The sequence below is a fragment of the Paenibacillus sp. NPDC058071 genome (genome assembly GCF_042885235.1).
In the GTDB taxonomy this organism is placed as follows: Bacteria; Bacillota; Bacilli; order Paenibacillales; family Paenibacillaceae; genus Pristimantibacillus.
Genome location: NZ_JBHVSK010000006.1, coordinates 204,552 through 231,284, shown reverse-complemented (window position 1 = coordinate 231,284; position 26,733 = coordinate 204,552). Strand labels below are relative to the sequence as shown.

25 protein-coding genes are annotated in these 26,733 nt (G+C 52.8%); 6 read left to right on the top strand and 19 right to left on the bottom strand.

Features of this window, described 5'->3' with window-relative positions:
* Positions 1 to 127: 127 nt before the first annotated feature.
* The gene (locus ACFVTB_RS12630) at positions 128 to 2,227 is read left to right on the top strand and encodes an ATP-dependent helicase (protein ID WP_387749057.1); all 2,100 of its coding nucleotides are present in this window, start codon (positions 128 to 130) and stop codon (positions 2,225 to 2,227) included.
* Between the two features lie 4 nt (positions 2,228 to 2,231).
* Here the strand turns inward: ACFVTB_RS12630 and ACFVTB_RS12625 are convergent, their stop codons facing one another.
* From ACFVTB_RS12625 to ACFVTB_RS12605, 5 genes are all read right to left on the bottom strand, one after another.
* Positions 2,232 to 2,828 (bottom strand): hypothetical protein, encoded by a 597-nt coding sequence (locus ACFVTB_RS12625; protein WP_387749054.1) that lies wholly within the window; start codon positions 2,826 to 2,828, stop codon positions 2,232 to 2,234.
* 69 nt (positions 2,829 to 2,897) lie between these two features.
* Positions 2,898 to 3,401, bottom strand: a complete 504-nt coding sequence (locus ACFVTB_RS12620; RefSeq protein ID WP_387749052.1) for a ferritin — start codon at positions 3,399 to 3,401, stop codon at positions 2,898 to 2,900.
* Between the two features lie 106 nt (positions 3,402 to 3,507).
* Positions 3,508 to 3,732: a DUF1450 domain-containing protein gene (locus tag ACFVTB_RS12615; protein WP_387749049.1), complete on the bottom strand. Its 225-nt coding sequence runs from the start codon at positions 3,730 to 3,732 to the stop codon at positions 3,508 to 3,510.
* Between the two features lie 97 nt (positions 3,733 to 3,829).
* Entirely contained in the window at positions 3,830 to 5,245 is a 1,416-nt protein-coding gene (locus tag ACFVTB_RS12610; RefSeq protein WP_387749047.1) for a S41 family peptidase, read from the bottom strand.
* Between the two features lie 244 nt (positions 5,246 to 5,489).
* Positions 5,490 to 6,476: a Gfo/Idh/MocA family protein gene (locus tag ACFVTB_RS12605; protein ID WP_387749044.1), complete on the bottom strand. Its 987-nt coding sequence runs from the start codon at positions 6,474 to 6,476 to the stop codon at positions 5,490 to 5,492.
* Positions 6,477 to 6,623: 147 nt separating this feature from the next.
* Between ACFVTB_RS12605 and ACFVTB_RS12600 the strand changes: the two genes are divergently transcribed.
* The gene (locus ACFVTB_RS12600) at positions 6,624 to 7,430 is read left to right on the top strand and encodes a Cof-type HAD-IIB family hydrolase (RefSeq protein ID WP_387749042.1); all 807 of its coding nucleotides are present in this window, start codon (positions 6,624 to 6,626) and stop codon (positions 7,428 to 7,430) included.
* A gap of 194 nt (positions 7,431 to 7,624) precedes the next feature.
* Here ACFVTB_RS12600 and ACFVTB_RS12595 read toward each other — a convergent pair whose 3' ends face one another.
* The 7 genes from ACFVTB_RS12595 to ACFVTB_RS12565 all read right to left on the bottom strand — a co-directional run bounded on the left by ACFVTB_RS12595 (position 7,625) and on the right by ACFVTB_RS12565 (position 15,004).
* Positions 7,625 to 8,380: a hypothetical protein gene (locus ACFVTB_RS12595; RefSeq protein WP_387749039.1), complete on the bottom strand. Its 756-nt coding sequence runs from the start codon at positions 8,378 to 8,380 to the stop codon at positions 7,625 to 7,627.
* Positions 8,381 to 8,745: 365 nt separating this feature from the next.
* Positions 8,746 to 9,822 carry a sulfate ABC transporter substrate-binding protein gene (locus tag ACFVTB_RS12590; protein WP_387749036.1) on the bottom strand — a complete coding sequence of 359 codons (1,077 nt, stop codon included), beginning with the start codon at positions 9,820 to 9,822 and terminating at the stop codon, positions 8,746 to 8,748.
* 59 nt (positions 9,823 to 9,881) lie between these two features.
* Positions 9,882 to 10,949: a sulfate/molybdate ABC transporter ATP-binding protein gene (locus ACFVTB_RS12585; protein WP_387749033.1), complete on the bottom strand. Its 1,068-nt coding sequence runs from the start codon at positions 10,947 to 10,949 to the stop codon at positions 9,882 to 9,884.
* A gap of 2 nt (positions 10,950 to 10,951) precedes the next feature.
* Complete coding sequence (locus ACFVTB_RS12580) at positions 10,952 to 11,749, bottom strand: sulfate ABC transporter permease subunit (protein WP_387749395.1); 798 nt, start codon at positions 11,747 to 11,749, stop codon at positions 10,952 to 10,954.
* A gap of 2 nt (positions 11,750 to 11,751) precedes the next feature.
* Positions 11,752 to 12,558, bottom strand: coding sequence for a sulfate ABC transporter permease subunit CysT (cysT, locus tag ACFVTB_RS12575; protein ID WP_387749392.1), 807 nt, complete (start codon positions 12,556 to 12,558; stop codon positions 11,752 to 11,754).
* 221 nt (positions 12,559 to 12,779) lie between these two features.
* Complete coding sequence (locus ACFVTB_RS12570; RefSeq protein ID WP_387749030.1) at positions 12,780 to 13,418, bottom strand: YigZ family protein; 639 nt, start codon at positions 13,416 to 13,418, stop codon at positions 12,780 to 12,782.
* 236 nt (positions 13,419 to 13,654) lie between these two features.
* A complete protein-coding gene (locus tag ACFVTB_RS12565; RefSeq protein WP_387749027.1) occupies positions 13,655 to 15,004 on the bottom strand; it encodes a glucose-6-phosphate isomerase in 1,350 nt (449 codons plus the stop codon).
* A gap of 205 nt (positions 15,005 to 15,209) precedes the next feature.
* Between ACFVTB_RS12565 and ACFVTB_RS12560 the strand changes: the two genes are divergently transcribed.
* Complete coding sequence (locus ACFVTB_RS12560; protein ID WP_387749024.1) at positions 15,210 to 16,106, top strand: NAD(P)-dependent oxidoreductase; 897 nt, start codon at positions 15,210 to 15,212, stop codon at positions 16,104 to 16,106.
* Between the two features lie 228 nt (positions 16,107 to 16,334).
* Here ACFVTB_RS12560 and ACFVTB_RS12555 read toward each other — a convergent pair whose 3' ends face one another.
* The 5 genes from ACFVTB_RS12555 to ACFVTB_RS12535 all read right to left on the bottom strand — a co-directional run bounded on the left by ACFVTB_RS12555 (position 16,335) and on the right by ACFVTB_RS12535 (position 21,773).
* Complete coding sequence (locus ACFVTB_RS12555) at positions 16,335 to 16,859, bottom strand: DUF420 domain-containing protein (protein WP_387749022.1); 525 nt, start codon at positions 16,857 to 16,859, stop codon at positions 16,335 to 16,337.
* Positions 16,860 to 17,103: 244 nt separating this feature from the next.
* Entirely contained in the window at positions 17,104 to 17,421 is a 318-nt protein-coding gene (gene ppnP, locus ACFVTB_RS12550; protein ID WP_387749019.1) for a pyrimidine/purine nucleoside phosphorylase, read from the bottom strand.
* 16 nt (positions 17,422 to 17,437) lie between these two features.
* Positions 17,438 to 19,456 carry a transketolase gene (tkt, locus tag ACFVTB_RS12545; RefSeq protein WP_387749016.1) on the bottom strand — a complete coding sequence of 673 codons (2,019 nt, stop codon included), beginning with the start codon at positions 19,454 to 19,456 and terminating at the stop codon, positions 17,438 to 17,440.
* Positions 19,457 to 19,617: 161 nt separating this feature from the next.
* Complete coding sequence (gene purU / locus ACFVTB_RS12540) at positions 19,618 to 20,508, bottom strand: formyltetrahydrofolate deformylase (RefSeq protein WP_387749013.1); 891 nt, start codon at positions 20,506 to 20,508, stop codon at positions 19,618 to 19,620.
* Between the two features lie 134 nt (positions 20,509 to 20,642).
* Positions 20,643 to 21,773 carry a deoxyribonuclease IV gene (locus ACFVTB_RS12535; protein WP_387749011.1) on the bottom strand — a complete coding sequence of 377 codons (1,131 nt, stop codon included), beginning with the start codon at positions 21,771 to 21,773 and terminating at the stop codon, positions 20,643 to 20,645.
* Between the two features lie 99 nt (positions 21,774 to 21,872).
* Here ACFVTB_RS12535 and ACFVTB_RS12530 point away from each other — a divergent pair, with 99 nt between their 5' ends.
* From ACFVTB_RS12530 to ACFVTB_RS12520, 3 genes are all read left to right on the top strand, one after another.
* Positions 21,873 to 22,310 (top strand): DUF2621 domain-containing protein, encoded by a 438-nt coding sequence (locus ACFVTB_RS12530; RefSeq protein ID WP_387749008.1) that lies wholly within the window; start codon positions 21,873 to 21,875, stop codon positions 22,308 to 22,310.
* 77 nt (positions 22,311 to 22,387) lie between these two features.
* Entirely contained in the window at positions 22,388 to 22,906 is a 519-nt protein-coding gene (locus tag ACFVTB_RS12525) for a hypothetical protein (RefSeq protein ID WP_387749005.1), read from the top strand.
* Between the two features lie 21 nt (positions 22,907 to 22,927).
* Positions 22,928 to 23,848 (top strand): TIGR01777 family oxidoreductase, encoded by a 921-nt coding sequence (locus ACFVTB_RS12520; protein ID WP_387749002.1) that lies wholly within the window; start codon positions 22,928 to 22,930, stop codon positions 23,846 to 23,848.
* A gap of 622 nt (positions 23,849 to 24,470) precedes the next feature.
* On the opposite strand, the gene ACFVTB_RS12515 is transcribed toward ACFVTB_RS12520, so the two are convergent.
* Positions 24,471 to 26,168, bottom strand: coding sequence for a DUF6382 and FHA domain-containing protein (locus ACFVTB_RS12515; RefSeq protein ID WP_387748999.1), 1,698 nt, complete (start codon positions 26,166 to 26,168; stop codon positions 24,471 to 24,473).
* A 28-nt stretch (positions 26,169 to 26,196) separates the two neighbouring features.
* Complete coding sequence (locus tag ACFVTB_RS12510) at positions 26,197 to 26,733, bottom strand: A24 family peptidase (protein WP_387748995.1); 537 nt, start codon at positions 26,731 to 26,733, stop codon at positions 26,197 to 26,199.

Genomic DNA, 26,733 nt, shown 5'->3' with positions numbered 1-26,733 from the left:
AAACGCTTGGCAGCACTATACTTTCTGATCTCACAACATTCGGATTCGCTCACTCATGGCAGTTATCCTATTTTCTCGCATTGCGGTCTCTTCTATCATGCTATAATCTAGAGCAGGTGATTAAGAAATGAAGAGAACTGAAACGAATAATGGACAACGGGCGAATGCCGTCCCGTATGCTTATTTCAAAAGACCATACGGCATCACAAACAAAAATATAGCTCCCGCCCCGGCTGCCGACGTCAGAACGAGCGTCCACTTAATCCCTGATGGAGATGCGGACGCCTACTATTTTCGGGCGCTGGAGTCCCGGGGCATACGCTTGAACGAAAAACAAATCGCTGCCGTCCGCCACGGGGACGGCCCATTGCTGACACTTGCGGGAGCCGGCTCGGGCAAAACATCCGTCCTAGTCTGCAGGGCCGGATACTTAATGGCTGTCAGGGGGATCTCTCCGCGACATATGCTGCTCATGACCTTTTCTAAAAAAGCGGCGGAAGAAATGCGCGAGCGAATCGGCGAACTGCCAGGCATCGCCCCCGATACAGCCGGACAAATCGAAGCGCGTACCTTCCATTCGTTCTGCTTGCTGCTGTTAAGAAGAAACGGCTATAAGCATGCGATATTAGGTGAAAGCGGACGAAAGCAGCTCTTTTTCAAAAAACTGCTCAGACAGCGCAATTTACATGATTCGTACCAGCCGGAAACGCTCATCACCGTACTTTCCGCCTATAAAATGGAATTGATTGAGCTCAAGGACATGCCCGATTCAACCGAAGAAGAGCGGGACATGAAGCAATTGTTCGAAAGCTACGAGGCCTGGAAGCGGGACGAGCATTTATTGGACTACGACGATATGCTGCTGGAAGCTTACCGCTTGCTTCGCAGTGACGAGACGCTGCTGGGCCAGCTGCGCGGCCGCTTCCGGTACATCATGATCGACGAGTTCCAGGACACCAACCACGTTCAGCACGAGCTGGTCAAGCTGCTCGCCGAACCTCGGCTTAATCTGATGGCGGTCGGCGACGACGATCAAACGATTTACTCATTCAACGGCGCCCGGAATGATTATATTTTAAAATTTGAAAGCCATTTTGCAGGAGCCCGCAGCGTCGTTCTGGACGTCAACTACCGATCCGGTTCGGGTATCGTCGGTCTCGGCAACGCCATTATACGCCATAACAAACAAAGAAGGAACAAACGACTGCAAACCGCTAAGCCTCACGGCACTCCTCCCGTTTTCGCCCGCCCTGGCAATACGGACGATGAAGCGGAGCTAATCGTAAACACCATCGTCGACAAGCAAAAGAGAGGCGTTCGGCAATTTGGCGACATGGCGATTCTGTTCCGCACAGCAAGCAGCAGCCGCGCCGTGTTCGAACAGCTGGTGCTGCGGCAAGTGCCATTCATCGATTACGGCAATGGCGATTCACTTTACGAGCAGCGCATTATTAAACCGATTATCGCGCATTTGCGGCTTTCGATTGATCGCCGCAATTTCGATGCGATGGAAGCGATGCTGGCAACACTGTACGTGAAGCCGGAGGAAGCGATGGCTTTCATATGGAACGAGGAAAAGAAGCAAGCGAAGAAGTGGCCGCTTATTCATCTGACGCGGTTTCCAAGCATTAAGGAATTTCATCGAGAAAAAATAAAAGAGCGAATCAAGCTGATTCGCTCCCTGCAGACAATGCGGCCGGAGGCGGCGATTCGCCTGCTTCGCAGCCAATTTTACGATCAATATCTCGATACCGCAGGCCATTCGGCGGCGTTAACCGAGCATAAAGACGCCTTGAAGGAAATGCTCGACGAATTGGAAAGCGCAGCGAAAAGGTTCGAGAAGGTTGACGTCTTTATCAATTTTATCGACGAAATCGCCCGTAAATACGAAGAGATGGGGAAGCTTAAGCTGGACGAACGCAATGCCGACGCCGTCAGCTTTATGACGATCCATAAGTCGAAGGGGCTGGAGTTTCCCGTCGTTTTCGTTTGCGGCGTTTCGGAAGGCATATTGCCGCATAGCTCGGCGCTTGCCGCCGACAAGAACAGCGACCGTTCTGCTATTCAATCGGGCGACAACAAAAGCGAGGCAGCGATTGAAGAAGAGAGACGCCTCGCTTACGTCGCTGTGACGAGGGCACAGGAGGAGCTGTATATTAGCTCGCCTTCCTACTACAGGGGAAAGCAAGCCGCCGTATCGCCGTTTCTACTGTCGGCTTATGAATAGCTCGTCAATCCTTTTCCAAGCTATCCGATGACGATTGGCCGGTCCAAACTTTGCTTGCCTGCTTCAAGGCGTCGCTTTCGCGCGCCAGACTAAGGGTCAACTCGCCGTTCTTCCACTCCCAAGCGAGCGGGAGAGCGTTGAGCTTGACGAAAACCTGATCGTGAAACCCGAACAGGCGGCAGTCTCTTGTATAAAAGCTTTCACAAATGAGTGCAACAGGCTCGACCTCCGGAAAAGAGAAGCGATAAATCTTGTCCTCTTGCTCCATATAATTAAGGAGCGGTTTGGCCCGCAAATACAATTCGCCGTCCAGTGTCAGCAGCGGGTAGCGTTCTCCGTCTATAGGATTAATTTGCAAGTCCTGGGAGAAGACACGAGGCTTCGGCGAGCTGGAGACAACGATGCTGAACTGGTCTTCGGTGTAGACCGTACCCAATTGCCGGCGATGCATTGATCGCAGCACCTCGACAATTTCAGCGAGCGAGATCATCAAGAAGCCCGCAACAAGCAGTCCCGCACCTATTCCTAGATGAGCGAACAGAAATACGACCCCTGCCAATAGCAGCAGAAAACCGAACAAACGCTGAATGGTAAAAATCATCGGATAAACTCTCCTTTATGATCATAAAAAAAGGGACTAGCCTCGCTGCTAGTCCCTTTCTTCATGATGTTATTCGGCTGGAGCGACAAATGTACGCTGTGCAAACTCCGCATCCAGCATGTAGAAGGCGTTGCTGTCTTTTTCGATACGCTTCAGCTTTTGAATAATGCCGTCGAACAACGCTTCTTCCTCAACCTGCTCGTCAATGAACCATTTCAGGAAGTACATCGTCGCGTGCTCGCGATCGTTCAGCGCCAAATCCGCCAGATCGTAGAAACGCTTCGTGTTTTGCTGCTCATGTGCGTAGCCGTGCTCGAACGCATCAAGCATCGAATCATATTCGTTCTTCGGATCGCCCATGCCGGTTACGATAGCGCGGCGGTTACGGTCGTTCAGGAACTTGTATATTTTCATTGCATGAAATCGTTCTTCTTCGGCTTGGATAATAAAGAAGTTTGCGAATCCATCCAAGCTCTCTCCCGAGCAGTATGCTGCCATTGCCAGATACACTTGCGCCGAATAGAATTCGAAATTCATTTGCTCGTTTAACGCTTCAGCTAATTTATCATTCATCGCATATGCACCTCAGCTTTCTAGATTTATCCTTATTCTAACACAAACGAAAGGGACGGCAAAAGCCGTCCCTTGGAAAAATGTCGATTTTCGCAAGTAAATGCGTCTAACCGATCATTCGCTTCAATTGCTTATACAATTTGTCTGCCGAAGAAGCGCTAACCGTATCCGATTTGATCATGACAAAGCACTCGTGCTTGCACGTGCGGCAGTTGCCCAAGCAATCCTTCTTCTTCATCTTGATATCCGGAAACTTCGCTTTCATCGCTTTGTAGACCGGCTTTGTGCCGTTGTTTTTCATATTGCGCGAGCAATATTTGATCTTCTTCATCCTGTCACCCCGATGCCGCAACGGTGTAATTTGATCTCATATGTTTGATGATAATGATTATCATTCATATTGTCAATAGCGGGACGAAGAGATCGGTTTATTTTTTCAACAATTCCAGTCCTTTTTGAAGCTGGGCATCCTCGCGTTTCAGCTTTTCGCTCAACTGCTCCAGTATGCGATAAGCGGTGCGGTCGTTGAACCGGCCAGTTACAGGAAGTCCCTCGTCTCGTTGGAATTGGCTAAGCGCTTGCTCCGTTTCCGTTTCGAACAGTCCCTCACGGCCTGTCGGACTGTAGCCGAGTTCCCTGAGCATCGCCTGCAGCGTTTTTACATCCTCGCCATAGCTTCCGTTCTTCAGCTCGCTTCCGAGCGGCAGCGGTCTTAAGCTCGCAAAGGCAGGCATCGCTACGATTTCATCCGGCGTAACGCCCGCCTTATGAATCCAAGTGCCGCCAGGCGTCTTCCACTGGGCTTCAGTCAGACTCAGCACAGAGCCGTCTTTAAACTGCTGGAATGCTTGAACGACGCCTTTGCCGTACGTTTTCTCGCCGATCACGACTGCGCCGGCCGATTCTTTGAGTGCAGCGGTCAGCACCTCTGCTGCGCTGGCGGACTGTCCATTGACGAGCACCGCAATCAGAACCGTCCATGGCTTTTCTTGCTTCGATTTGTACGTGATGATCTTTTTCTCGTCCTTGTAGACAACTTGAAGAACCACTTTGCCGTCGGGTACGAGCAGATTAGCAATTTCAATCGTCGGCTGCAGCAATCCGCCGGGATTGGAACGAAGATCAAGCAGCAGCTTCGTCATGCCCTGCTCCTTCAGCTTGGCGATTTCGTCCTTAAACTCATCGGCCGTCGTCTGAACGAAGCGGGTAATCGTGAGGTGAGCGACGCCGTCTTCGAGCATTTCCGAAGAGACGCTGTGGAGCGCGATCGTCTCCCGCTTCAACTTGATTTCGACCGGTTCGGTATGCTCGCCCCGCCGCAGCGTCAGCTTCACTTCCGTTCCGGTGTCACCGCGCAGCAGCGCAATTAAATCCTGAAACGTTTTCCCTGCAACCGGCTGGTCGTTAATAGCAACAATAACGTCTTCCGGCTTAATTCCGCCTCTCTCGGCTGGAGCGCCCTTCGTCAAACCGGAGACGACAAATTTGCCATCCTCCTCGCGCACTTCCGCACCGATACCGGAGAACTCGCCTTCGTAGCCTTGTGTATAAGCGTTGCCAAGCTCTTTTACCAAGTACTTCGAATAAGGATCGCCTAGCGACGAAACCATCCCAGTAGCAGCTCCGTTAATCAAATCCTCGGGCTTCGTCTCATTCAAGTAGTCATCCAATATCGTCTCGTACGAAACGGTAAAATTGCGAAAGGAAGGCTCTCGGAGCATCGGATATTTATTGCCCATCCAAAGCAAGCCTAATCCGAATCCGGCCGCAAGCAGCAGTACGCCGCCTAGCGCCGCCAAAGCCAACGCTCGCTGTTTAGCGGCAGCGCTTGTAAAATATTTCACTTCAGTCACTCCTCGACTTCTATATGTCTTGCATTGAAATAGAAGCGCATCGTAAGGCGAAGACAATGCTTCGTCGGGCGATGCCCGTCCATCGTACAAAGGATGAATCCGGCAAGCACAGGCTCCCCTTTATCCTGCTCTTCTATTCCAGATGCCAAACGTCGCCTCAGCTACTTTAGCCGAAGCGGACATTTTCACGCTCTAGCAGCTCATAATCGAGGGGGATGGGACGGGAGGAGACGTCCTAGAGAACGACTCTGCTCCGCGTACGTGCAGACTGCAGGCATGCTTCCAGCACCGCCATTCCGGCTTGCGGATCATACTCGCCGACAACGGGAGCCGCCTCGCCGCGTACAACTTTGACGAAACGATCAGCTTGCAGCGTATACGTATTCAGCTTGGCTGCCGCTTCAACTCGTTTCTCGCCATTTCGGTAGACGATGTATTGGTCTTCTTCACCTGGCGCAAACGCATTCGGCAGCTCGATACGTCCTTGCGAGCCTACAATCTCCAGCTGGTTTCGCGATTCAGCCCACATGCCGCAATCGAACCGCAGCGCCACTCCGTCAGAAAACTCAGCCAAGCCGGAGGACATCATATCGACTCCGTCATGGGTTTCGGCAAAGAAAGAATGGACCGTGACTGCTTCAGGCTCTTTGCCAAGCAGCAATCTTGCCGCGCTAAGCGGGTAGCAGCCAACATCATAGATAGCGCCTCCGCCCCATTCGGATTGGAAGCGTACGTTAGCAAGATTTTCAGGCGCGTTGAAGGTGAACGCACCCGAAATGCCGCGTATATCGCCAATCTCGCCAGCCGCGATCAGCGCGCGAATTTGATCGTAACGCGGATGATGACGGTACATAAAGGCTTCTGCCAGCACAACGCCCTCCTCGCGACATACGTCGATCATTTCTTTTGCCTCGGCGGCCGTCAGCGCAATCGGCTTTTCACACAGCACATGTTTGCCCGCTTTGGCCGCTTTAATGGTCCATTCTTTATGCAAATGATTAGGCAGCGGTATGTATACGGCGTCGATCTCCTTGTCGGCAAGCAACGCCTCGTAAGAACCGTAAGCTTTGGTTATTCCCAACTTCTTCGCCGCTTCCTCCGCTTTGTCGATGCCCCGGCTCGCAATCGCCGTCACTTCGCCAAGCTCCGACTGCTGAATGCCCGGAATCACTTTCTGTACCGCAATATTGGCGCTGCCGATAATTCCCCATTTGAATTTCATTTTCCATCCCCCGCTCAAGTGGCATAGTAGAAACCTATCCCATTATAACCTATTCGACCGGATCCCTTGTACCCCGACTTTATTTTCGGGTACAATCAGTCTAGCTTTGCAAAGAGAGAAGTAACGGAGAGGAGCTTGAACGGCTTTATGTATAAGTTAATCGCTATCGATGTCGACGACACGCTCTTGAACGATGAACTAGTCGTTACAGAAGGAACGAAGCTGGCGCTGGCGGAGGCCATCCAAAACGGAGTTACCGTGACGCTCGCCACCGGTCGGATGTACGCTTCGGCCCGTAAAATTGCCGAACAGATCGAATTGAACGTCCCGATCATTACGTATCAAGGATCGCTGGTCAAGACACTGCTGGACGGACAAGTGCTGTACGAGCGCTACGTGCCCGTTCCCGTCGTTAAACAATTGTACGCCTTTGCTGAAGAGCGCGGCCTGCACTTGCAGTTCTATGTAGATGATGTGCTTTATGTAAAAGAAGACAACGAGCGAGCTAGAAATTATTCCGCTCTGTCCAAAATCCCGTTCGTCGTCGCCGACGATATGGAATCGCTGCTTGAGCGTCCCAATACGAAGCTGCTTATTATTGACGAACCGGCCGTCCTCGACCGGATGATCGAGGAGCTGAAGCCGATCGTCGGTGGCAGCGTTCATATGACCAAATCTAAGGCTCATTATTTGGAGTTCACGCATATCGAAGGAACGAAGGGCCACGCGCTGCGCTTCATGGCCGAGCATCTCGGCCTTGGCATCGAGCAGACCATCGCGATCGGCGACGCCTGGAACGACCGTGAAATGATCGAAACCGCCGGACTCGGCGTTGCGATGGGCAACGCGCTGCCCGCTTTGAAAGAATTGGCCAATTATGTGACGCTGAGCAATAACGAAGAAGGCGTGAAGCATGTCATCGATAAGTTTGTGCTCGCTCCATTGAAAGGCTAAGTGTAAAGTTAAAGTCGCTTAGTCGCGTCCTTGTGGAGCGTCTATGCTAACCAGCCTGAGGGTGAGCGGTTTCGTTCACCCTCGGGCTGGTTTTTTTCGTTTGAACGCGCTGACGCAGCAGATACGGTACACAGATGGGATCGAAAGGACTTGGGAGGGGCTCGCCTGCGCTCGCTTTTCCTAGCCGTGTGTTCTCATTTCCCCGCTGTAAGGCTCCAAAGCGTCTTACAGATCATTTCGCGCTCGCTTTTCCTCGATGTAAGGCTCCAAGTCGCCTTACAGACCCTATCAAGCTCACTTTTTCCCGCTGTAAGGCTCCAAAGCGTCTTACAGATCCTTTCGCGCTCGCTTTTCCCCGCTGTAAGGCTCCAAAGCGTCTTACAGATCCTTTCGCGCTCGCTTTTTTTCGCTGTAAGGCTCCAAGTCGCCTTACAGACCCTATCGCGCTCGCTTTTCCTCGCTGTAAGGCTCCAAAGCGTCTTACAGCGCCTATCGCGCTCGCTTTTTTTCGCTGTAAGGCTCCGAAGCGCCTTACAGACCCTATCAAGCTCACTTTTTCCCGCTGTAAGGCTCCAAAGCGTCTTACAGATCCTTTCGCGCTCGCTTTCCCCCGCTGTAAGGCTCCAAGTCGCCTTACAGATCCTTTCGCGCTCGCTTTTTTTCGCTGTAAGGCTCCGAAGCGCCTTACAGACCCTGTCGCGCTCGGTTTCCTCGTTGTAAGGCTCCAAAACGCCTGTCGCGCTCACTTCTTCCCGCTGTAAGACGAAAAACCGTCTTACAGACCCTTCCACGCTCACTTTTTCCCGCTGTAAGACGAAAAACCGTCTTACAGACCCTTCCACGCTCACTTCTTCCCGCTGTAAGACGAAAAACCGTCTTACAGCACCTTCCACGCTCACTTTTTCCCGCTGTAAGACGGAAAACCGTCTTACAGCACCTTCCACGCTCACTTTTTCCCGCTGTAAGACGGAAAACCGTCTTACAGACCCTTCCACGCTCACTTTTTCCCGCTGTAAGACGGAAAACCGTCTTACAGCACCTTCCGCGCTCGATTTTTCCCGATGTAAGACGGGAAACCGCCTTACAGCGCCTGCGAAGCCTCACAGACTTTACAAATGCACTTTACCGGCCCGTTTACTCCAACTGGCTCGCATTCGACTAATACAAAAACGAACCGCAGGTCCGTCTGCCAACAGTTCGGCACAAAAAAACGAACCGCGGATCCGTCTGCCGAGTTCAGTACAAAAACGAACCGCCGGTCCATCGCCGACTGTTCGGCACAAAATGGACCGGCGATTCGCCGTGTAACCTTCATTTATAAATCGGCCAGTACCTGATACCAGATGCCACGCTTCGAGTACAGCTGCTCCCTGACGCTGTCCCATCCGCCCAAATATTCGATATCGAACAGTTCGGACGGCTGCGCGTAACGAGCTTCCGTTTCCTTCGCCACCTGCTCGTCAACCGCCCTGAACCCGTACTCGGCAAAGACGCGCTGCGCTTTCTCGCTTTGCAGGAAGGCGACGAACGCCTCGGCCGCATCCCGCGTACCATGCTTGTCGACTATGCGATCGACGACAGCAGCAGGATTCTCAATCAATATTGTTTGCTCCGGCACGACGATATCATACCGGACGCCTTGCTTAATGCGTGCAAGCAGCTCATTCTCATACGTGACAATGACATCTCCGACGCCGTATTCAAAGGCGGCCATTGAAGCTCGTCCGCTCTTGTCGAGCGACTCCACGTTCGCGTGCACCGCTTTTAGAAATCTTTTCGCAAACTCTGGATCCTTCGTTCCCGTCTCCGCCTCCGAAAGCTTCAAACCCGCCCCGTAGATCGCGTTAATGTCCCACTGGGCGCCTCCGGACGTTTTCGGATTCGGATAAAGCACCTTAACGCCCTTCTTCGTCAAATCTTCCCAGCCGGTGATTCCAAGCGGGTTTCCAGCTCTCGTCCCGAGTACAACGATCGACCTCGTAATTAGTCCGTTATGGGCACTCGATTTCCAATCATGCGTAATAAAACCGGCCTTGGCGATTTTGTCGATATCGCCTTCCATCGCGAGTATGGCGACATCAGCCTCAAAGCCGCCAGCGATCGCCCGGGCCTGCGTGCCTGAAGCCTCGTACGATTGCTGAAAATTCAGCTTTTGTCCGGTTTTCTCCAGCCATTCTTGGCGGAAAACCGGCAGCAGCTCCTCTAAAGCATCCTTCACGACCGTATAAGCGCCGATCACAAGCGTCAAATCGCCTTCTGAAGAGGAAGACTCCGCGGGCGGCTGACCGTTGTTTGTCGACGCCGTCTTGCCGCAGCCCGCCGCCGTCGTCAGCGCGAGGACGGCAAGCAACAGCACAAACAACCGCCGAGTTATAATACGTTTGATTATCATGTCTGCTTACCACTCGTTTCATCATTTTAAATGGTAGGAACGCGTAAGGGAAAATGGCGTTAAATATGAACAGGCATCGGATCGGTTTTCAACCGGTTCTCCTCAATCCAACTATTGTGATCGTTAAACAGATAAGCCCGGTGGACAAGCACGCTTACCGGCTCAGTCGGACGAAGCACTTCCTGCTCCAGCGATCGGTAGGTGATAAGCTTCGTGGAATGACCGATTGTCAATTCGACCAGCCATTCGCTGCCTCTAAAATGAACGTCCTTCACGATGCCGTCCAGCGCTGCCGAAGCAAGCTTGATCTCACCTGGGCGGCCGATTTCGATATACTCGGGACGAATCAGCGCTTTCGTTCCTGGCTGGGCGGCTGCCGCCTCGAAGCCCTTAAGCGCCGACAAGTCCTCGACGATCGTCGATTCGCCGATAAAGCTGGCGACAAACGGCGTCTCCGGATTTTTGTAAATATCCCACGGAGTGCCCTTCTGTTCGAGCTTGCCTTTGCCGATAATCATAATTTCGTCAGCGACCTCAATCGCCTCGTCTTGGTCATGCGTGACGAAAATCGACGTTATGCCAACCCGCTCGATCATTTCCTTCAGCCAAGTGCGCAGCTCGGTGCGGATTTTCGCATCGATCGCCGCAAACGGCTCGTCAAGCAGCAGCAGCTGCGGCTCCGGAGCAAGCGCTCTAGCGAACGCAACCCGCTGTCTTTGTCCGCCCGATAGTTGGTGAACATAACGGTTCTCGAAGCCTTTCAAGCCAGTCAGCTCAACGAGCGACATGACGCGTTCGCGGATTTGCTCCTTCGACTGCTTCTTCACTTTCAGTCCAAAAGCGATGTTATCATAGACAGTCATATGCTTGAATAAAGCGTAGTTTTGAAATACGAAACCGATTCCCCGCTCCTGCGGCGGCAGATCGTTGACCCGCTTGCCATGGAATAAAATATCGCCCGACGTCGGCGTTTCAAGACCCGCCAGCATGCGAAGAATGGACGTTTTGCCCCCGCCGCTCGGTCCGAGAAGCCCGATCAGATGGCCCTTCTCGATCTCGAAGCTGACATCCTGCACGGCATGAAAATCGCCAAAGCTTTTACTCAAGTTACGAACTTCAATATGCATCGCTAATGCACTTCCTTTCGTTTTTTGGCCCATTCCATGAGCAGCAGCAGTCCGACCGAGAAAACGGCAAGGACGAGCGCGACCCCGTTGGCCGCCGTCACGTTAAAGTTCTCGACATCTTGATAAACAAGCGTCGTCGCCGTCTGCGTTTTGTTCATGATGTTGCCAGATACGACAAGCACGGCGCCGAATTCGCCCAGCGAACGAGCCACCGTCAAGACTACGCCGTAAATAACCCCCCAGCGGATCGACGGCCAGGTTACTTTCCAGAAGGTATACCAGGAATAAGCTCCGAGCGTCGACGCCGCCTCCTCCTGCTGAGAACCGATCTCCTGCAGTACCGGCAGCACTTCCCGTACCATTAGCGGAAAAGTAACAAACAACGTCGCGAGCACCATGCCTGGAAGCGCGTAGACGACCTTAAAGCCTGTGCCTTCCAACAAAGCGCCAATGACCGTATTCGGACCGAGCAGCAGGACGATCATTAATCCCCCGATTACCGGAGAGACGGCAAACGGCAAGTCGACCAGGCTGTTCAGCAGCCTTTTTACCCTCGGTCCGATCCACTCCGCTCTGACCAGATACAGCGCAAGCATGACGCCGAACAGCGTGTTGATTGCAGTGACGATAACGACAATAAGTGCAGTCATACCGAGCGCATGGATGGCCTGAGGACGAATAAGCGCTTCCTTGAAGCCGCTCCAGCCGTCAGACCAGGCGCCGGTCACAATTTCGATTAACGGAATAATAAGAAGCAGTAAAAATACGATATAAACAACGCCGATCCATAGCCTTCTTATCGTCATTTGCGGGCCCTCCTCGACTGAACGAGATTGACCGTCCACAAAATGATGAAACTAAACGTGAGCAGAAGCACCGATACGGCAGCCGCTCCTTGCGGATTATCGCTTTCGATTTCTCCGAAAATGTAGACGGAAGCGATCAGCGTCTTGCCGGGGATATTGCCAGCTACGAGCACGACTGCGCCGAATTCGGCCAAAGCGCGAGAGAATGCGAGCATCCCGCCGCTAACGACGCCTGGAAGCATCGACGGCAAGATTACGCTGAAAAATGTTCTGCTCTTCGACGCTCCCATCGTGTACGCCGCTTCCTCTTCCGACTTATCAAGCTCCTCCAGCAGCGGCTGGACAGCACGAATGACGAAAGGAAAAGTGACAAACATCATCGCGATAACGATAGCCGGCTCGTGAAAGACGATCTCGAACCCGAGCTTCCCGGCAAGCTCTCCAATAAAGCTTCCCGGTCCGAGCAGCAGCAAAATCATAAGCCCGGTAACGGCCGTCGGCAATGCGAACGGGAGATCAACCAGACTGTTTAGAAAACTTCTGCCCGGAAAACGATAACGGATGAGCACCCAGCCGATCAGCGTACCTAGCAGCACGTTGATTACCGTTGCAATGGCAGCAAGCTTGATCGTGAGCAGCACGGCCTTCCATGCGAGCGGTTCAACCAAACTTTCTTTCAGCGGTTCCCAGCCTAGCGAAAAGGATTGCGAATAAATACCTAGAATCGGCAGTACAATCAATACAACGAAATAGAGCATGACTGTGCTGCGGAAGCCGAAGCTCCACAACTTGCTGCGAAACATGACGTTCACTCTGTCTTAACCTCCAGTCCGCCGGCTCGAGCCGTAGGAAGATGCAATAAACAAAAGAATTCCTATTATTCAACTTGGTATTATAAATTTAGCAGACTTTAATTGGTTTCGTCAATCCTTAATTAACATTTATTTCTCTTTCTCCGCTTTTATCCAGACATAAAAAAGGACGAAGCAGAGTCTCTCTGCTTCGTCCAATCGAACGATTTCTACTACCGTTCGCCATCAATACAATAAATGTCCTCGCCGATCGTAATTTCCGCCTGTCCTTGCGTCAAATCTACGATCCAGGCGATAAACGCCTCCGCTTCCGGCGTCTCCGGCAAGCACTTGACGACGACGCGATCGGCAAACTCAGTGCCGCCGACGCGGGTGCCGCGCCCATGCAGCTCGTTCTCGAGCTTCCCGTACCACGTATAGTCGACGGCGACAAACACCTCGCGGTGCAGCACCTTCGTAATCTCTTCAGCCGCTTCGATGCCGGCAACCGCCCCGTCGGTATAAGCACGGACCAAACCGCCGGCGCCAAGCATGATGCCGCCGAAATAGCGGGTCACGACGACCGCGACGTTTTTAAGCCCCTTGTTCTTAATGACCTCTAGAATCGGTTTGCCGGCCGTGCCGCTAGGCTCCCCGTCGTCGGAAGCCTTCTGGAATTGATCCCGCTCCCCGACCATATATGCCGAGCAGTTGTGGGTAGCCGTTCGGTGCATTCGCTTAATCTCGTCGATAAAAGCGACCGCTTCCTCTTCGGTTTCAACCGGCTTCGCATAGCCGATGAAGCGGGATTTTTTAATGACGACCTCGTCCTCTCCCGGACCCCGGACCGTCGAATAACGCTGCAAATTCATAAGCTTTCCGCTCCCGTTACCTTTATAGAGGTTGTTCAAAAAGTCCACTTTTGATCACGAAGTCTAGTCTACCAAGAGGTCTACTCGACAGCGAATCTTGCATTCAGCCGGAACTTCCGGTACTCACGTAGCTCTCACTACGCTCCGCTCCTCATTCCATAGCTTCATCCAACCTTCTTGGTGATGAAAACCGGTCTTTTTGAACTCGCACTTATAGAAGAACCGGACGAGCCGGATTACAGACGAGCTTCCAGCTCTGCTTTTTCTTTCTCGAAGCCGGGTTTGCCGAGCAGCGCGAACATGTTGCGCTTGTACGCTTCTACGCCCGGTTGGTCGAATGGATTGACGCCCAGCAGGTAGCCGCTGACGCCGCACGCTTTCTCGAAGAAATAGACCAGGTAGCCGAATGTGTACGGCGAGAAATCAGCGATATTGACAACAAAGTTCGGCACTTGGCCGTCTGTATGCGCAAGCAGCGTACCTTCGAATGCTTTTTTATTGACAAAGTCCATCGTCTTGCCTGTCAGGAAGTTCAGACCGTCCAGATCAGCATCGTCGTGGCCAATCGTTACGTGTTCAGATACGTTTTCCACTTGAATAACGGTCTCAAAAATGTTCCGGTTGCCCTCTTGGATAAATTGGCCCATCGAGTGCAGGTCAGTCGAGAAGTCGACCGAAGCCGGGTAGATACCTTTATAGTCTTTGCCTTCGCTCTCGCCAAACAGCTGTTTCCACCATTCGGATACAAAGTGTAAGTTAGGCTCGTAGTTGACCAAAATCTCTGTCGTTTTGCCTTTGCGATACAGTGCGTTGCGGGCAGCGGCATATTGATAAGCTTCATTCTCAGCCAGGTTCGGGTTGCTGTATTCTTTAGATGCGTCGGCAGCGCCTTGCATCATCGCGTCGATGTCGATACCGGCAGCCGCGATCGGCAGCAAGCCTACAGCCGTCAGCACGGAATAGCGTCCGCCAACATCATCCGGAATAACGAACGATTCGTAGCCTTCCTCTGTCGAAAGCTTTTTGAGTGCGCCTTTAGCTTGGTCTGTTGTGGCATAAATCCGCTTGCGAGCTTCTTCTTTGCCGTATTGACGCTCCAGCGCCTCGCGGAAAACACGGAAAGCGATAGCTGGTTCCGTCGTCGTGCCCGATTTGGAAATCACGTTGATCGACCATTCGCGGCCTTCGATCAGCTTCAGCAAATGCGTGACATAAGTCGAGCTGATGTTGTTGCCGGCAAAGAGCACTTGCGGCGTTTTGCGCTGTTCTTTCGTCTGCAGATTGTAGAACGAGTTCGACAGCATTTCGATAGCCGCGCGCGCGCCCAGGTACGAACCGCCGATACCGATAACGATCAGCACTTCTGAATCGGATTTAATTTTATCCGCCGCTTTTTTAATGCGGGCGAATTCTTCTTTATCGTAGTTAGTCGGAAGATCGATCCAGCCCAGATAGTCCGAACCGGCGCCTGTGCCTTCGTGCAGCTGGTTGTGAGCGAGACGGACTTGCTCGGTCAGATTATCAATTTCGTTTTGTCCAAGGAAAGCAAGCGCCTTGCTATAATCGAATTTTACGGTTTTGCTCATGGAATAAAGCCTCCCTGAAAATGGTTTGCAGTAACTTTATTAACTCAAAGTTTAGGATATCGGATTTACCAAGTAAAAACAAGCTTGCAGCCCATGAAATCGCTATGAAGAAAGTTTATAATGGGTATAGAAGAAACCGATGGACGAGCCGGCCGCGCCGGCCCCGTCCGGGAACTTACGGCAAAGCTGGCAGGAGGAAATGGAAATGGGCAATCGTATTGGGTTTATTGGACTAGGCGTGATGGGACTAGGAATGGCGGCTAATTTGCTGCAAAAGGGCTACCAAGTGACGGTATACAATCGTACGCCTGGGAAAACGGGAGAACTGCTTGCGCTAGGAGCAACTGAAGCGGCAACAATTGCAGATGCCGTGCGGGAAGCGGACGTGGTCGTTACAATGATCAGCAACGACGATGCGGTGCGATCTGTTTATTTCGGTGAAAACGGCGTATTATCCGCCGTGCAGACGGGTGCGGTCGTAATCGACAGCAGCACAATTTCGCCAGCGTTGGCGAAAGAGCTTGCGGCGGCAACCGAACGTTTGGGAGCAAGCTTTCTCGATGCGCCGGTAACCGGCAGCAAGCCTGCCGCGGACCAAGGCACGCTCGTCTTTATGGTCGGCGGGTCCGCCGAGACGCTGCAGAAAGCAGAGCCTGTGCTTAACACGATGGGCAGCAAAATTTTGCCGATGGGACCAAACGGCAGCGGAGCGACGGCCAAACTTGCCCACAACACCATTGTCGGCATCAACATCGTCGGTCTTGCGGAAGGCATGGCGATTGCCGCGAGTGGCGGGCTCGACGGACAGGCGTTTCTGGAGCTCGTTCGTGCAGGCTCCGCTGGCAGCAAGCAAGCCGAGTTGAAGGGCGAGAAACTGCTGACCGGCAATTTCGACGTGCAGTTCTCCTTAGCGCTGATGCTGAAGGACTTGCGTCTTTCCTCCGTCCTCTCCGACAGCCTGAAGGTGCCAACACCGATGCTGGAAGCGGCAAAAAGCCAGTTCCAGATCGGAGACTCCATGGGGCTAGGCGAGCTCGATATGTCCGTCGTCGGACGGGCTTACGAGCAATGGATCGGACGCAAGCTTGGAAAAACCGAATAGGGCTCAAGATTGGAACGAAAACCTTCAAGGTTGACGGTTCGGGAACGATGACCTTCAAGGTTTTCGGTTCGAAAGCGTTGAGCGGATGCAAAAAAAGCGGTGCAGGGATACACATACTCCCTTCACCGCTTTTTCAATTGAACGCCCGCTTTCGGAGGGCCTTTTCCAAGCCGCCGTTCTGCAACAGCGGGATCGAGTGTTGCCTTCGCCTTCGCCTTCGCTTTAGCTTTATGCGTAGTACGGCGAAATCATTAAGTAGACGACAACGCCAGTGAAGCTGACGTACAACCAGATCGGCATTGTCCATCTCGCAATGCGGCGATGCTTCTCCACCTGCATCGAAAGGCCGCGCGCAACCGACAATAGCGCAAGCGGAACGACCACGATCGCCAGCACGATATGTGTGATTAGGACGAAGAAATAAATACTTTTCAGGATGCCGTCTCCCCCGTACTTCGTTGACTCGGTCAAATAATGATAGGTTACATAGCAAACCAGAAACAGCGTCGTCGAAGTAAAGGCAGCGGCGATAAACCGCTTATGCATCTTCACGTTTTTCTTTATAATCGCGGTCAATGCGACCAGCAGAAATATAAACGTAAAGCTGTTAAAAACGGCGTTCAGCAGCGGCAAAATCGTCACGTCGAAATGGACATCCCCGTCATAAGCCGGCAGGAAGAACAAGACGGTGATAATGGCGACGAGAACAACCGACAGCACCGCAATTAATGGCGTGTAATTCCGTTCCTTCATCGAATTCTCCTTTGTATCTCTTATTTTGTCTACCCCAACAATAGCTGATATCGGCTTGTAAAACAATTCGTTCAAGCACCGTTTATGTCACGATCCTATGACGATTGTTTAGCAAAACGGTGAATTCTTACTTACCCCCGTCCAGTAGTGCGCTATCTACAAGGATCATGACATTTCCCCATATGCAAAAAAGCCTCTGTTCCGTTTGTTGCGGAACAGAGGCTTCCTTTTGATCCATTAACTCTTACTCGTAAATATACGAGCAGCAATAATCAGCAACAGCCGCCACTTGCAGCTTGAACTTCGTGTTGGCCGGAACGGTGAATTCGCCTTTGCCTTGAATGTGTACCCATTCCGTTTCACCTGGCAGAAGCACTTTCAAATCGCCGGCCAGAATCTCCATAATTTCAACGCAGTCCGTACCGAATTCATAATCACCTGGCAGCATAATGCCGAGCGTTTTTTTCGTTCCGTCAGCAAATACGACAGCACGGCTTGTTACTTTACCGTCGAAATAAACATTAGCTTCTTTAATAACTGTTACGTTTTCGAATTGCGACATTGTTTTCCCGTCTCCTCTACAGTACAGCTTTTACTTTTGCTACAACGTTTTCAACCGTAAATCCGTACTCTTTAATGACGCGGTCGCCAGGAGCCGAGGCGCCGAAACGGTCGATGCCGATAATCGTGCCTTGGTCGCCGACATAACGCTCCCAACCGAACGGATGCGCCATCTCAACCGCTACGCGCGCTTTCACGTCAGGCAGCAGAACGGAGTCTTTGTACGCTTTGTCCTGCTTGTCGAACAGATCCCAGCTCGGCATGCTGATAACACGCACTGCGATGCCTTCTTCTGCCAGCGCCTTTTGCGCCGCTACAGCCAGTTGCACCTCGGAGCCCGTTGCGATCAGCTGTGCTTGCGGTTTGCCGTTCGCTGCTTCGGATACGACATAAGCACCGCGACGAATGCCTTCTTTGGCATGCTCAGCCGTACCTGCAAGGATAGGCAAGTTTTGACGGGTCAGAACGAGCGCCACTGGATTTTCTTTATTTTCAACCGCATAAGCCCATGCCGCGGAAGTTTCGTTGCCGTCAGCCGGACGGATAACGGTCAGACCTGGAATAATGCGAAGCGAAGCAAGCTGTTCGATCGGCTCGTGAGTCGGGCCGTCTTCGCCTACGGCGATACTGTCGTGCGTCAGCACATAAGTCACCGGCTGCTTCATAATCGAAGCCAGACGGACAGCCGGACGCAGGTAGTCCGTGAACACGAAGAACGTGCCGCCGAAAATTTTCAGGCCGCCATGCAGACTGATGCCGTTCATTGCCGCAGCCATGCCGAATTCGCGAACGCCGAAGTAAATGTTACGGCCGTCGTAGCTGCCTGGCTTGAATTGCGTCAAGCCTTTCAAATGGGTCATTGTCGAGCTTTCCAAGTCGGCAGAGCCGCCGGCGAGGTAAGGAATGTTTTTCGCCAGGCCGTTCAATGCATTACCGGAAGCGACGCGCGTCGAGAGCGCTTTATCTTCCGTCGAGTACACAGGCAGGTCAGCGTCCCAGCCTTCAGGCAGATCGCCGGCAATCGCCAGCTCGAATTGCTTTGCCAGCTCCGGATTCGCTTGCTTGTAAGCGGCGAACAGCGCGTTCCATTCTTCGTTCGCTTTCTCGCCTTTCTGTTTCACTTCTCCGAAGTGAGCGGACACTTCATTCGGCACATGGAACGCTAATTCTTCGTCCCAGCCATAGAAGCGCTTCGTCAGCTTCGTTTCTTCGGCGCCAATTGGCGAGCCGTGCGTACCGCCGTGGCCGCCTTTGCCTTGCTTGTTCGGGCTGCCGTAGCCGATAATCGTTTTTACTTCGATCAGAGTCGGCTTGTTGGCAACGGCTTGCGCTTCCGCAACCGCTTTGGCGATCGCGCCAAGGTCGTTTCCGTCTTCTACGCGAAGCACTTGCCAGCCGTAGCCTTCGAAGCGGTTTTTCACGCTTTCGGAATAGGACAGGCTCAGTTCGCCGTCGAGGGAAATATCATTCGAATCGTACAGAACGACCAGCTTGCCCAGCTCCAAGTGACCCGCAAGCGAGGCTGCTTCGTGGGAAACCCCTTCCATCAGGTCGCCGTCGCCGCAAATCGCGTACGTGTAGTGATCAACGATTTTAAAGCCTTCTTTATTATAAGTCGCGCCCAATTGCGCTTCGGCCATCGCCATGCCGACAGACATCGCAACGCCTTGTCCAAGCGGACCGGTTGTCGCGTCAACGCCCGCCGTGTGGCCGACTTCCGGGTGACCCGGCGTCAAGGAGCCCCATTGACGGAAGTTCTTCAGCTCTTCGATTGGAAGATCGTAGCCGCTCAGGTGAAGCAAGCTGTACAGAAGCATTGAGCCGTGGCCTGCCGACAGTACGAAACGGTCGCGGTTAATCCAGGTTGGGTTCGACGGATTGTGCACCATATTTTTTGCGAAAAGCTGGTAGCCCATTGGAGCGGCGCCCATCGGCATCCCCGGGTGGCCGGAGTTCGCTTTGTCGATCGAATCGATCGAAAGCGTACGGATTGTGTCAATCGAAAGCTGATCAATCGATTTTTGGGTAACTGTCATTGCATTTCCTCCTAAAGTCCGTTGTTCGCTTTTCATTTTTCTCTATTTAATTTTAAGGGTATAGCGCGAGTTGTCAGCGCAATGGCTTTGAATATTGTACCATCCCGTTCTGCCGTTTACCACTTTAAATTGAGGCTCCAAACGGCTAAAACCGAACATTATTAGTTGAACATAACCGTTTTGTTCTGATGTACGATGATGCGGTCTTCTAAATGCCATTTTACGGCGCGGGCCAGCACCACTTTCTCAATCGTCCGTCCGATCCGGCGAAGCTCCTCGACGTTGTCGCGATGGCTGACGCGTTGTACGTCCTGGTCGATAATCGGTCCGCCGTCCAACTCCTCGGTCACATAGTGAGCGGTCGCTCCGATGATTTTTACGCCGCGGTTGTACGCCTGCGCATATGGGTTGCCGCCGATAAAAGCCGGCAAGAAGGAGTGGTGGATGTTGATAATGCGGTTTGGAAAATGTTCGATAAACTTCGGCGAGATGATCTGCATGTAGCGGGCGAGAACGACCAGATCGGCTTTGCCTGCGACAGCTTCCAACTGCTTCGCTTCCGCTTCCGCCTTGGTGCTCGCCGTAACCGGAATATGATGATAAGGAATGCCGAACGACTCGACCATTTCTTTCATATTCGGGTGATTGCTGATAACCATCGAAATATCCGCGTTCAAATCCCCGGACTTCCATTGCCACAGCAGTTCCATCAGACAGTGATCTTCTTTGGAGACGAAAATAGCGAGGCGCTTCTTCCGGCTTGCGCGGAACGTATGCCACTTCATATCGAAGCGGTCTGCTACGCGGGCAAAATCCTCCACGAGAACCGGCAATTCTTTGTCCAGATCGGACAAGTCGAATTCAAAGCGAATGAAAAACATACCGCCCACCGGATCCATTGTATATTGGTCAGATTGCACGATGTTCGCTCCGTGCTCGTAGAGGAACTGCGACACAGCCGCTACAATTCCCGGTCTGTCGGGGCAGGAGATCAGCATGCGCGCGCGGCCGCTAGTACCTGTCGTGGATTGAGGGGGTTGATTGGATGACATAAAGTGAACTTCCTTCCTTGGTAACGGTTATATAGTTGCAGCTATAAAATACGGCTTGCGCCGGAGTAGCGCCTGAAAGGCAGCGAAACCGGCGACAAACCGAGATTTTCATCCTGTATAGGTCATTTGTGCAGTTACGCGTTGGCAAGCAGCTGCTTGCCGGCAAACCAAGCGGTGATCCGCTGGTTGATTTGCTCCTCGGTCAATTCTTCAGGCAGCGGGCTGCCCTCCGATACGAGATCGAACAGCCTTTCCATCGGCTCGCGCGGATCGGCTTTTTTCGCCTTCGCGTCGTTTTTCAATACGTCCCAAGTGCCCAGCACGAATTGGCGCGGATCGATTTCCTGTTTGCCGAAGAAGTGATGCAGCCGCTCAACATGGTCAAAGAACGACTCGCCAAACCGCGTCGTGGCATCGCCGCGAAGCAAAGCGATCTCCGCTTCGTACATCGGACGAACCGTCTTATCTTCCTTGCCGATCCACGGCGTTTCCAGAATAAACGGGCGGCCGGCAAGCGCTTCATGATGCACGATCGAGCGGATTGCGTCATGTCCTAGCCAGCCCGCACCGATCGGTGCGTGACGGTCTTTTCCGGCTCCGCGCGGATTTTTGCTGTCGTTGATATGAACGACCGCTACCCGATCCAAGCCGACGATCCGGTCGAACTGCTCGAGCGTCCCGTCGAGATCGTCGATCAGGTCGTAACCGGCGTCGTGCATATGGCATGTATCCATGCAGACAGTTAGACGTTGGTTATCCTGTACCTTATCGATAATCGATGCGATTTCTTCAAAGCTGCGGCCAATTTCGGTACCTTTGCCCGCCATCGTTTCCAATGCGATGTTGACGTTCGTTTCTTTCGTTCCGGCCAGAACTTCGTTCAGCCCTTCCGCGATGCGGGAGATGCCGAATTCGGCATCTTTATCCGTATAAGCGCCCGGATGCAGTACAATATTTCTCACACCGATATGATCCGTTCTGCGGATCTCCTCCTGCAGGAACCGGACGGCAAGCTCGAATGTGTCTTCCTTATAAGAACCGAGGTTGACGATATACGGCGCATGCACGACAATCTCGCCGATGCCGGCTTCGCCCATCGCCGCTCTTCCTTCTTCAATATATAAAGATTCGATTGGCTTTCTCCGGGTATTTTGCGGAGCCCCGGTATAAATCATGAAGGTGCTCGAACCATACGATACCGCTTCTTTGGCTGCCGTCAGCAGACCCTTGTCCGAAAATGATACATGGGAACCGATTTTTAACATCACTAAACGCCCCTTTCGGTTGATCAAACCTTATTTTACAAGGAATGTCGAAATAAATCTAGGAATACGGTATAATTCATGCTGAGGTGAAGGCTCAAGATGAAAGCAACCCCAGATTGGTTTATGTATTTTATCGTGTTTTGGGCGGTCGTTATGGTAGGCGCTATGGCTATCGGCGGCTTCTTCATGTTCCGTAAATTTCTGAAGGTGCTTCCGAAAAAGGATGGAAAATCAAAGCTCGACTGGCAAAATTATTGGGTCGAACGGAGCCGCAGCATGTGGACCGATGATTCCAAAAAATTTCTTGACGAGCTCGTCTCTCCGGTGCCTACCGCATTCCGCGACATCGCCAAGCATTCCATCGCCGCCAAGATCGGTGAAGTCGCAATCGAGTCCGGCGCAGCCGAAGTGACGGAAGCGCATTGTATAGAAGGTTACATACGGGCCACGCCCAAGCGCGATTATCGCAGTTTAGTCAGCTTTCTCAATCGCAAAGGCATCGATTATGCCCCATACAAGCACCTGCTGAACAAGTAGGCCTAAAGTCTAGAATCGACGAGAAAACGGAACTTTAAGCCTGCTCGTCTCGTTAATAGGTGCAGGAGGTGGTTGCAATGACAACAAAGAAACGCAACAAGAAGAGCATCGCCGCGATCGGCGCCGTTCTTCTCGCCGTAGCCTTAACCGTATCCGCATGCGGATCGGGCAACGACAAACCGCTGGGCAACGCTAATACTGGAGCGAACGAGAACCAGCCCGCTGATACGGAACTGAACGGCAGCGGAAACGACGAGAATGTAGGAAGCGAGAATACACAGAACGACGATTCCAGCACCGACAATGGCAACAGCGGCGGTGTTACTGATCCTGGCAACGCCAAGCCTGACGCTCAGACGGGCTCGGATAAAGGCTCTAGTTCCGCGAAGTCTGAAGAAGGTACGTACGGCGGACAAGTCGATTCGCACTCCATCGAAGTGATGACATCGAACGGACCGCTCGTTCTGCAAATCACAGACGCGCAGCAAAGCGAGCTCGACATGGTATCCCCTGACGCTAAAATTAAGTTTACTTATAGCGAAAAAACAACGGACGGACAGACGCAGCTCTGGCTCGAGAAGCTGGAAAAACAATAATCGATAAGGGATGATGGCCGTATGCGGGTAGCTGTAACGGGCGGAACCGGATTCGTAGGCAAGGCTCTTGTCGCGGCGCTTCTCGCCCGAGGCGACGAGGTATGGGTGATCTCGAGAACGGGCGGGAAAAGTGTGACGGCCCATAAACGGCTCCATACAGCTACATGGACCGAGCTTGCCGAGAATCCATCGAAGCTGCAAGGCATAGAAGCCATTGTCAACTTGGCGGGCGAGTCGATCAGCAAGCGATGGACGCCAGCAGCGAAGAAACGGGTGCTTGATTCCCGTCTGCAGGCTGCTGCAAGAATCGCCCGATTCGTTGAGGAGCTTCGCCAGAAGCCGGTTACCGTTATCAATGCTTCCGGCATTTCCACATACGGCCATTCGCTCGATCAAACGTTCGACGAAAGCAGTCCTACCGCGACAAGCGACTTCCTTTCGGGCATCGTCAGGAAATGGGAGAAAGCGGCCGACGCGATCGACGCCGAACGAATCGTCAAGCTTCGCTTCGGCGTCGTGCTGTCTGGCGAGGGAGGCGCATTTCCGCTAATGGCGCTTCCGCATCGCCTGTTCGCAGGCGGCCGCCTCGGAAGCGGCAAGCAATGGCTTTCCTGGATCCATCTCGAGGATGCCGTCCGGCTCGTTCTGTTCTGTCTGGATCAGCCTGCCGTACGGGGAGCAGTCAACGTATCCGCCCCGGAGCCCGTCACCAACGACGAGTTCGGACGCGCCTTGGGCAAGGCGATTGGAAGGCCGCATTGGCTGCCGGCCCCGGCTTTCGCTTTAAAGCTGGCGCTCGGCGAAATGTCCGCCATGCTGCTCGAAGGGCAGCGTGCCCTTCCCGCCAAAGCGCTCAGTCACGGCTTTGAGTTTCGTTATCCGACAATCGAGGACGCCTTGCGTGCTATTGTCGAACAGAGCAAGAGCAAACGTGGCTCGTAGCTATCGACAGAGTTGAAGATAGTATGAAAAACGAGTATGTGCGGATTTCGAGCGTTATAATGATGCAATGATGATGCAAAAAAAAGAAGGCCTCATCTCCGACTTTCAAGTGGAGATGAGGCCTTTATTTTTAGATTGAACTAGCTAGGATACCAAATAGCGCTTTTGATGCTGCCACTCTCTTTTATTGATTGTTGTAATCGGATAATGACTTCGAACAGCGAAATAGCAGTTACTCTACTCGCCTTGCCCTTGGGCAAAAGCTCGACCCACGGGAGCAATAAATGCAGAATTGCAGTTATTTCCTTCCTATCGGCCGTGTGCCGAGGGAATAACTGCGAAATGGCAGTTATTTCGCTTGCCCTTTCGGCAAAAGCTCGACTGGTGAGGGAAATAAATGCAGAATTGCAGTTATTTCCTTCCGATCGGCCATATGCCGGGGAAATAACTGCGAAATGGCAGTTACTTCCGTGCTCTTCGTGCAAAAGTTCGTTAGTGGTAGCAACATATTTAGAAGTGCGGTTATTGGCTAGTTCTCTCTGCAAAGGTTAGTGCAAGTATGCAAAAGTACAAACACTGGCGTGCTAACGGAACACAGAGAAGCGCCTCAACCTTCTCCTCCTTACAGAGATAGCTTATAGGCAGGTCCGCTTACACCAGCGAGATGGATGACATCCCCATCGCTCAGCGAGTAGGACTTGTAGGGAACCATGGCCTGCCCGTTCAGCAGGCTGCCGTTGCGCGAGCCCAAATCTTTGGCCCGGCAGCTGCCGCTTTCCCGATTCAGCTCAAGATGGAGGCGCGATACGCCAGCAGCCGTCTCCTCGTAATCGACGCTTTCTCCGGCTCTGCCAATCGTTAGCTTCTCCCCCTTCCAAGGCAGCCAAGCACTTCCGTCAGACCACTCCCTTTTTAAAGACGGCCCGCCGGATCGAACCGACTGCCCGAGCAGGACGGTCGCCTCGGTCGCATTCGCAGTCGCAGTCGCAGTCGCAGTTGCAGCCGCGACCGTTGTCCCCATGCTCGGTCCCGGCCCATCATTCGTCTTGGCCGATGAATCAGCCATTCTTTCATTGCTCTTCCCAATGTTGCGGGCAAAGTCGGAAACCGACGCGAGGCTGCTCCCGTGCTCATCTTCTCTACCATATGCGTTTTCCTGTTTGATAGAGGACGCAACTGCCCCGCCGTTTGGCCAAGAACGTTCGGAAGCTCTTGAAGCGGCAGGAGTGAATGGTGAAGAGCCCCCTCGCAATGGTCCCGATACGGGAATAAATTCATCAGGATCGTAATCATCGGCGCGATCGCCCGTCAGCAGCCGCGGCGCTTCTCGTTTCGTCCAGACATAGATTAAGCCGGCCGCTCCCATCAGCGTCAATCCGAGGCTGATATACAGCCCATTGACCGCAGCCGATGGCAGATAAATGTATCTCCATGCGCATGCGATACCAACTAAAACGACAGCGGTCAATATCCATCGCTTGCGACTCAACTCGGAACGATCAATCGGCTCAGCCTCTTCTTCGCTCATCTCCTCGTCCGGCTCCATCCCATCATAAGCTAATCGGATGTGATGTTCCCACACCGCCTGCGGATCACGCTCGAGCGAAGCAGGTGCCGTTACCGACGCTGGTGCCGGCACCTGACCGACAACAGCCTGCTGCCGATGCGACTCCCGTGCGATCGGCAAGCTCTGCTCCGCGCTGAGAGACTTATAAACACTCCTGCTTGGAGAGCCCGCCTCGATCAGTTCCAGCAAAACTTGCCGCAGTTCGTTCAGCGGCCACGGCCGGTCGTTAAACGTACGCAGCAAGCGTTGTAGGCCGCTGCCATCAATCGTATGGACATAAGCGCTGACGTAGACAATGAGCGGCAGCAGTCCTCCGCCACCCGAGGCACCGCTTGCACCAGCCAAACCCGATCCTTCCCGTTTTAAAGGCATATAAGCGATGCCGATATCATCTAGCCGCTCACCTGCGAACAAACAGCTTTCTTCAAGCAGGCAACCGCTGGGATGAAGCATGTAGTTCTTGCATTCGATCAATGTTTCGACAATCGCAAGCAGCAATGCGTAAAATTGCTCCATGCTCAGCCTTTGCATCTGTAAGCATCGAGATAGCATTCGCCGCCCGGATAGCGCATACCGAAACGTAATGGCGCCGTCGAATTCCATCCATTCAACTGGCAGCAAACCAGGAATACGGTTATTTTGCAGCATTTGCAGCTCGATTTCATCGAGTTCCGCTCTGGCGATCGCTTTTTCCCGATCGACAATCATTTCGTGACCCCGCTGCATCGAGAAATCGATTCGGTAATCATTCATAAGTTATTCCTTCCTCCTTTCCTGCCTGCTACTGAATAAAAAAGGTTACCGCTCCCGGTACAACCGCCAGCATGAACGGAAAGGTTCTGCCGCCAGCCGCCCAAGCCGCCCATTCTCCTTGGCGAGCCCCGCTTCTCCGGCCGACAAGCGCCCCCGCGCCTGCTGCCATTCTTTTAAAAAAGGGCCGGTGCAAAATCAGCCATAGCGCGCCAATGACACCTGCGTAAAGAATAGCGTAGAGCATAATGTAAAGCACGGGTACGACTCCGATCCAAGCACCCAAAGCACCGAACAGCTTGACATCTCCGGCTCCAATCCCTCGCGCCAAATGGAGGAGAAGCAGCGGCCCAAAGCCTGCGGCAACGCCAGCCAAAGCACGCACAAGTCCGTCCCAGCCAGCGAAAACCCCGTGGTAAAACAGCCCAGATATAAAAAAAGGAAGCGTAATCCAATTGGGAATAATCATTGCGCGGAGATCGGTGAAAGCCGCCACGCCGAGCAGCAGTATTGTCGCCGCAAATGGAATCCCTCCAATTTCTGTGAACGGCAGATTTAATAGAGTCAT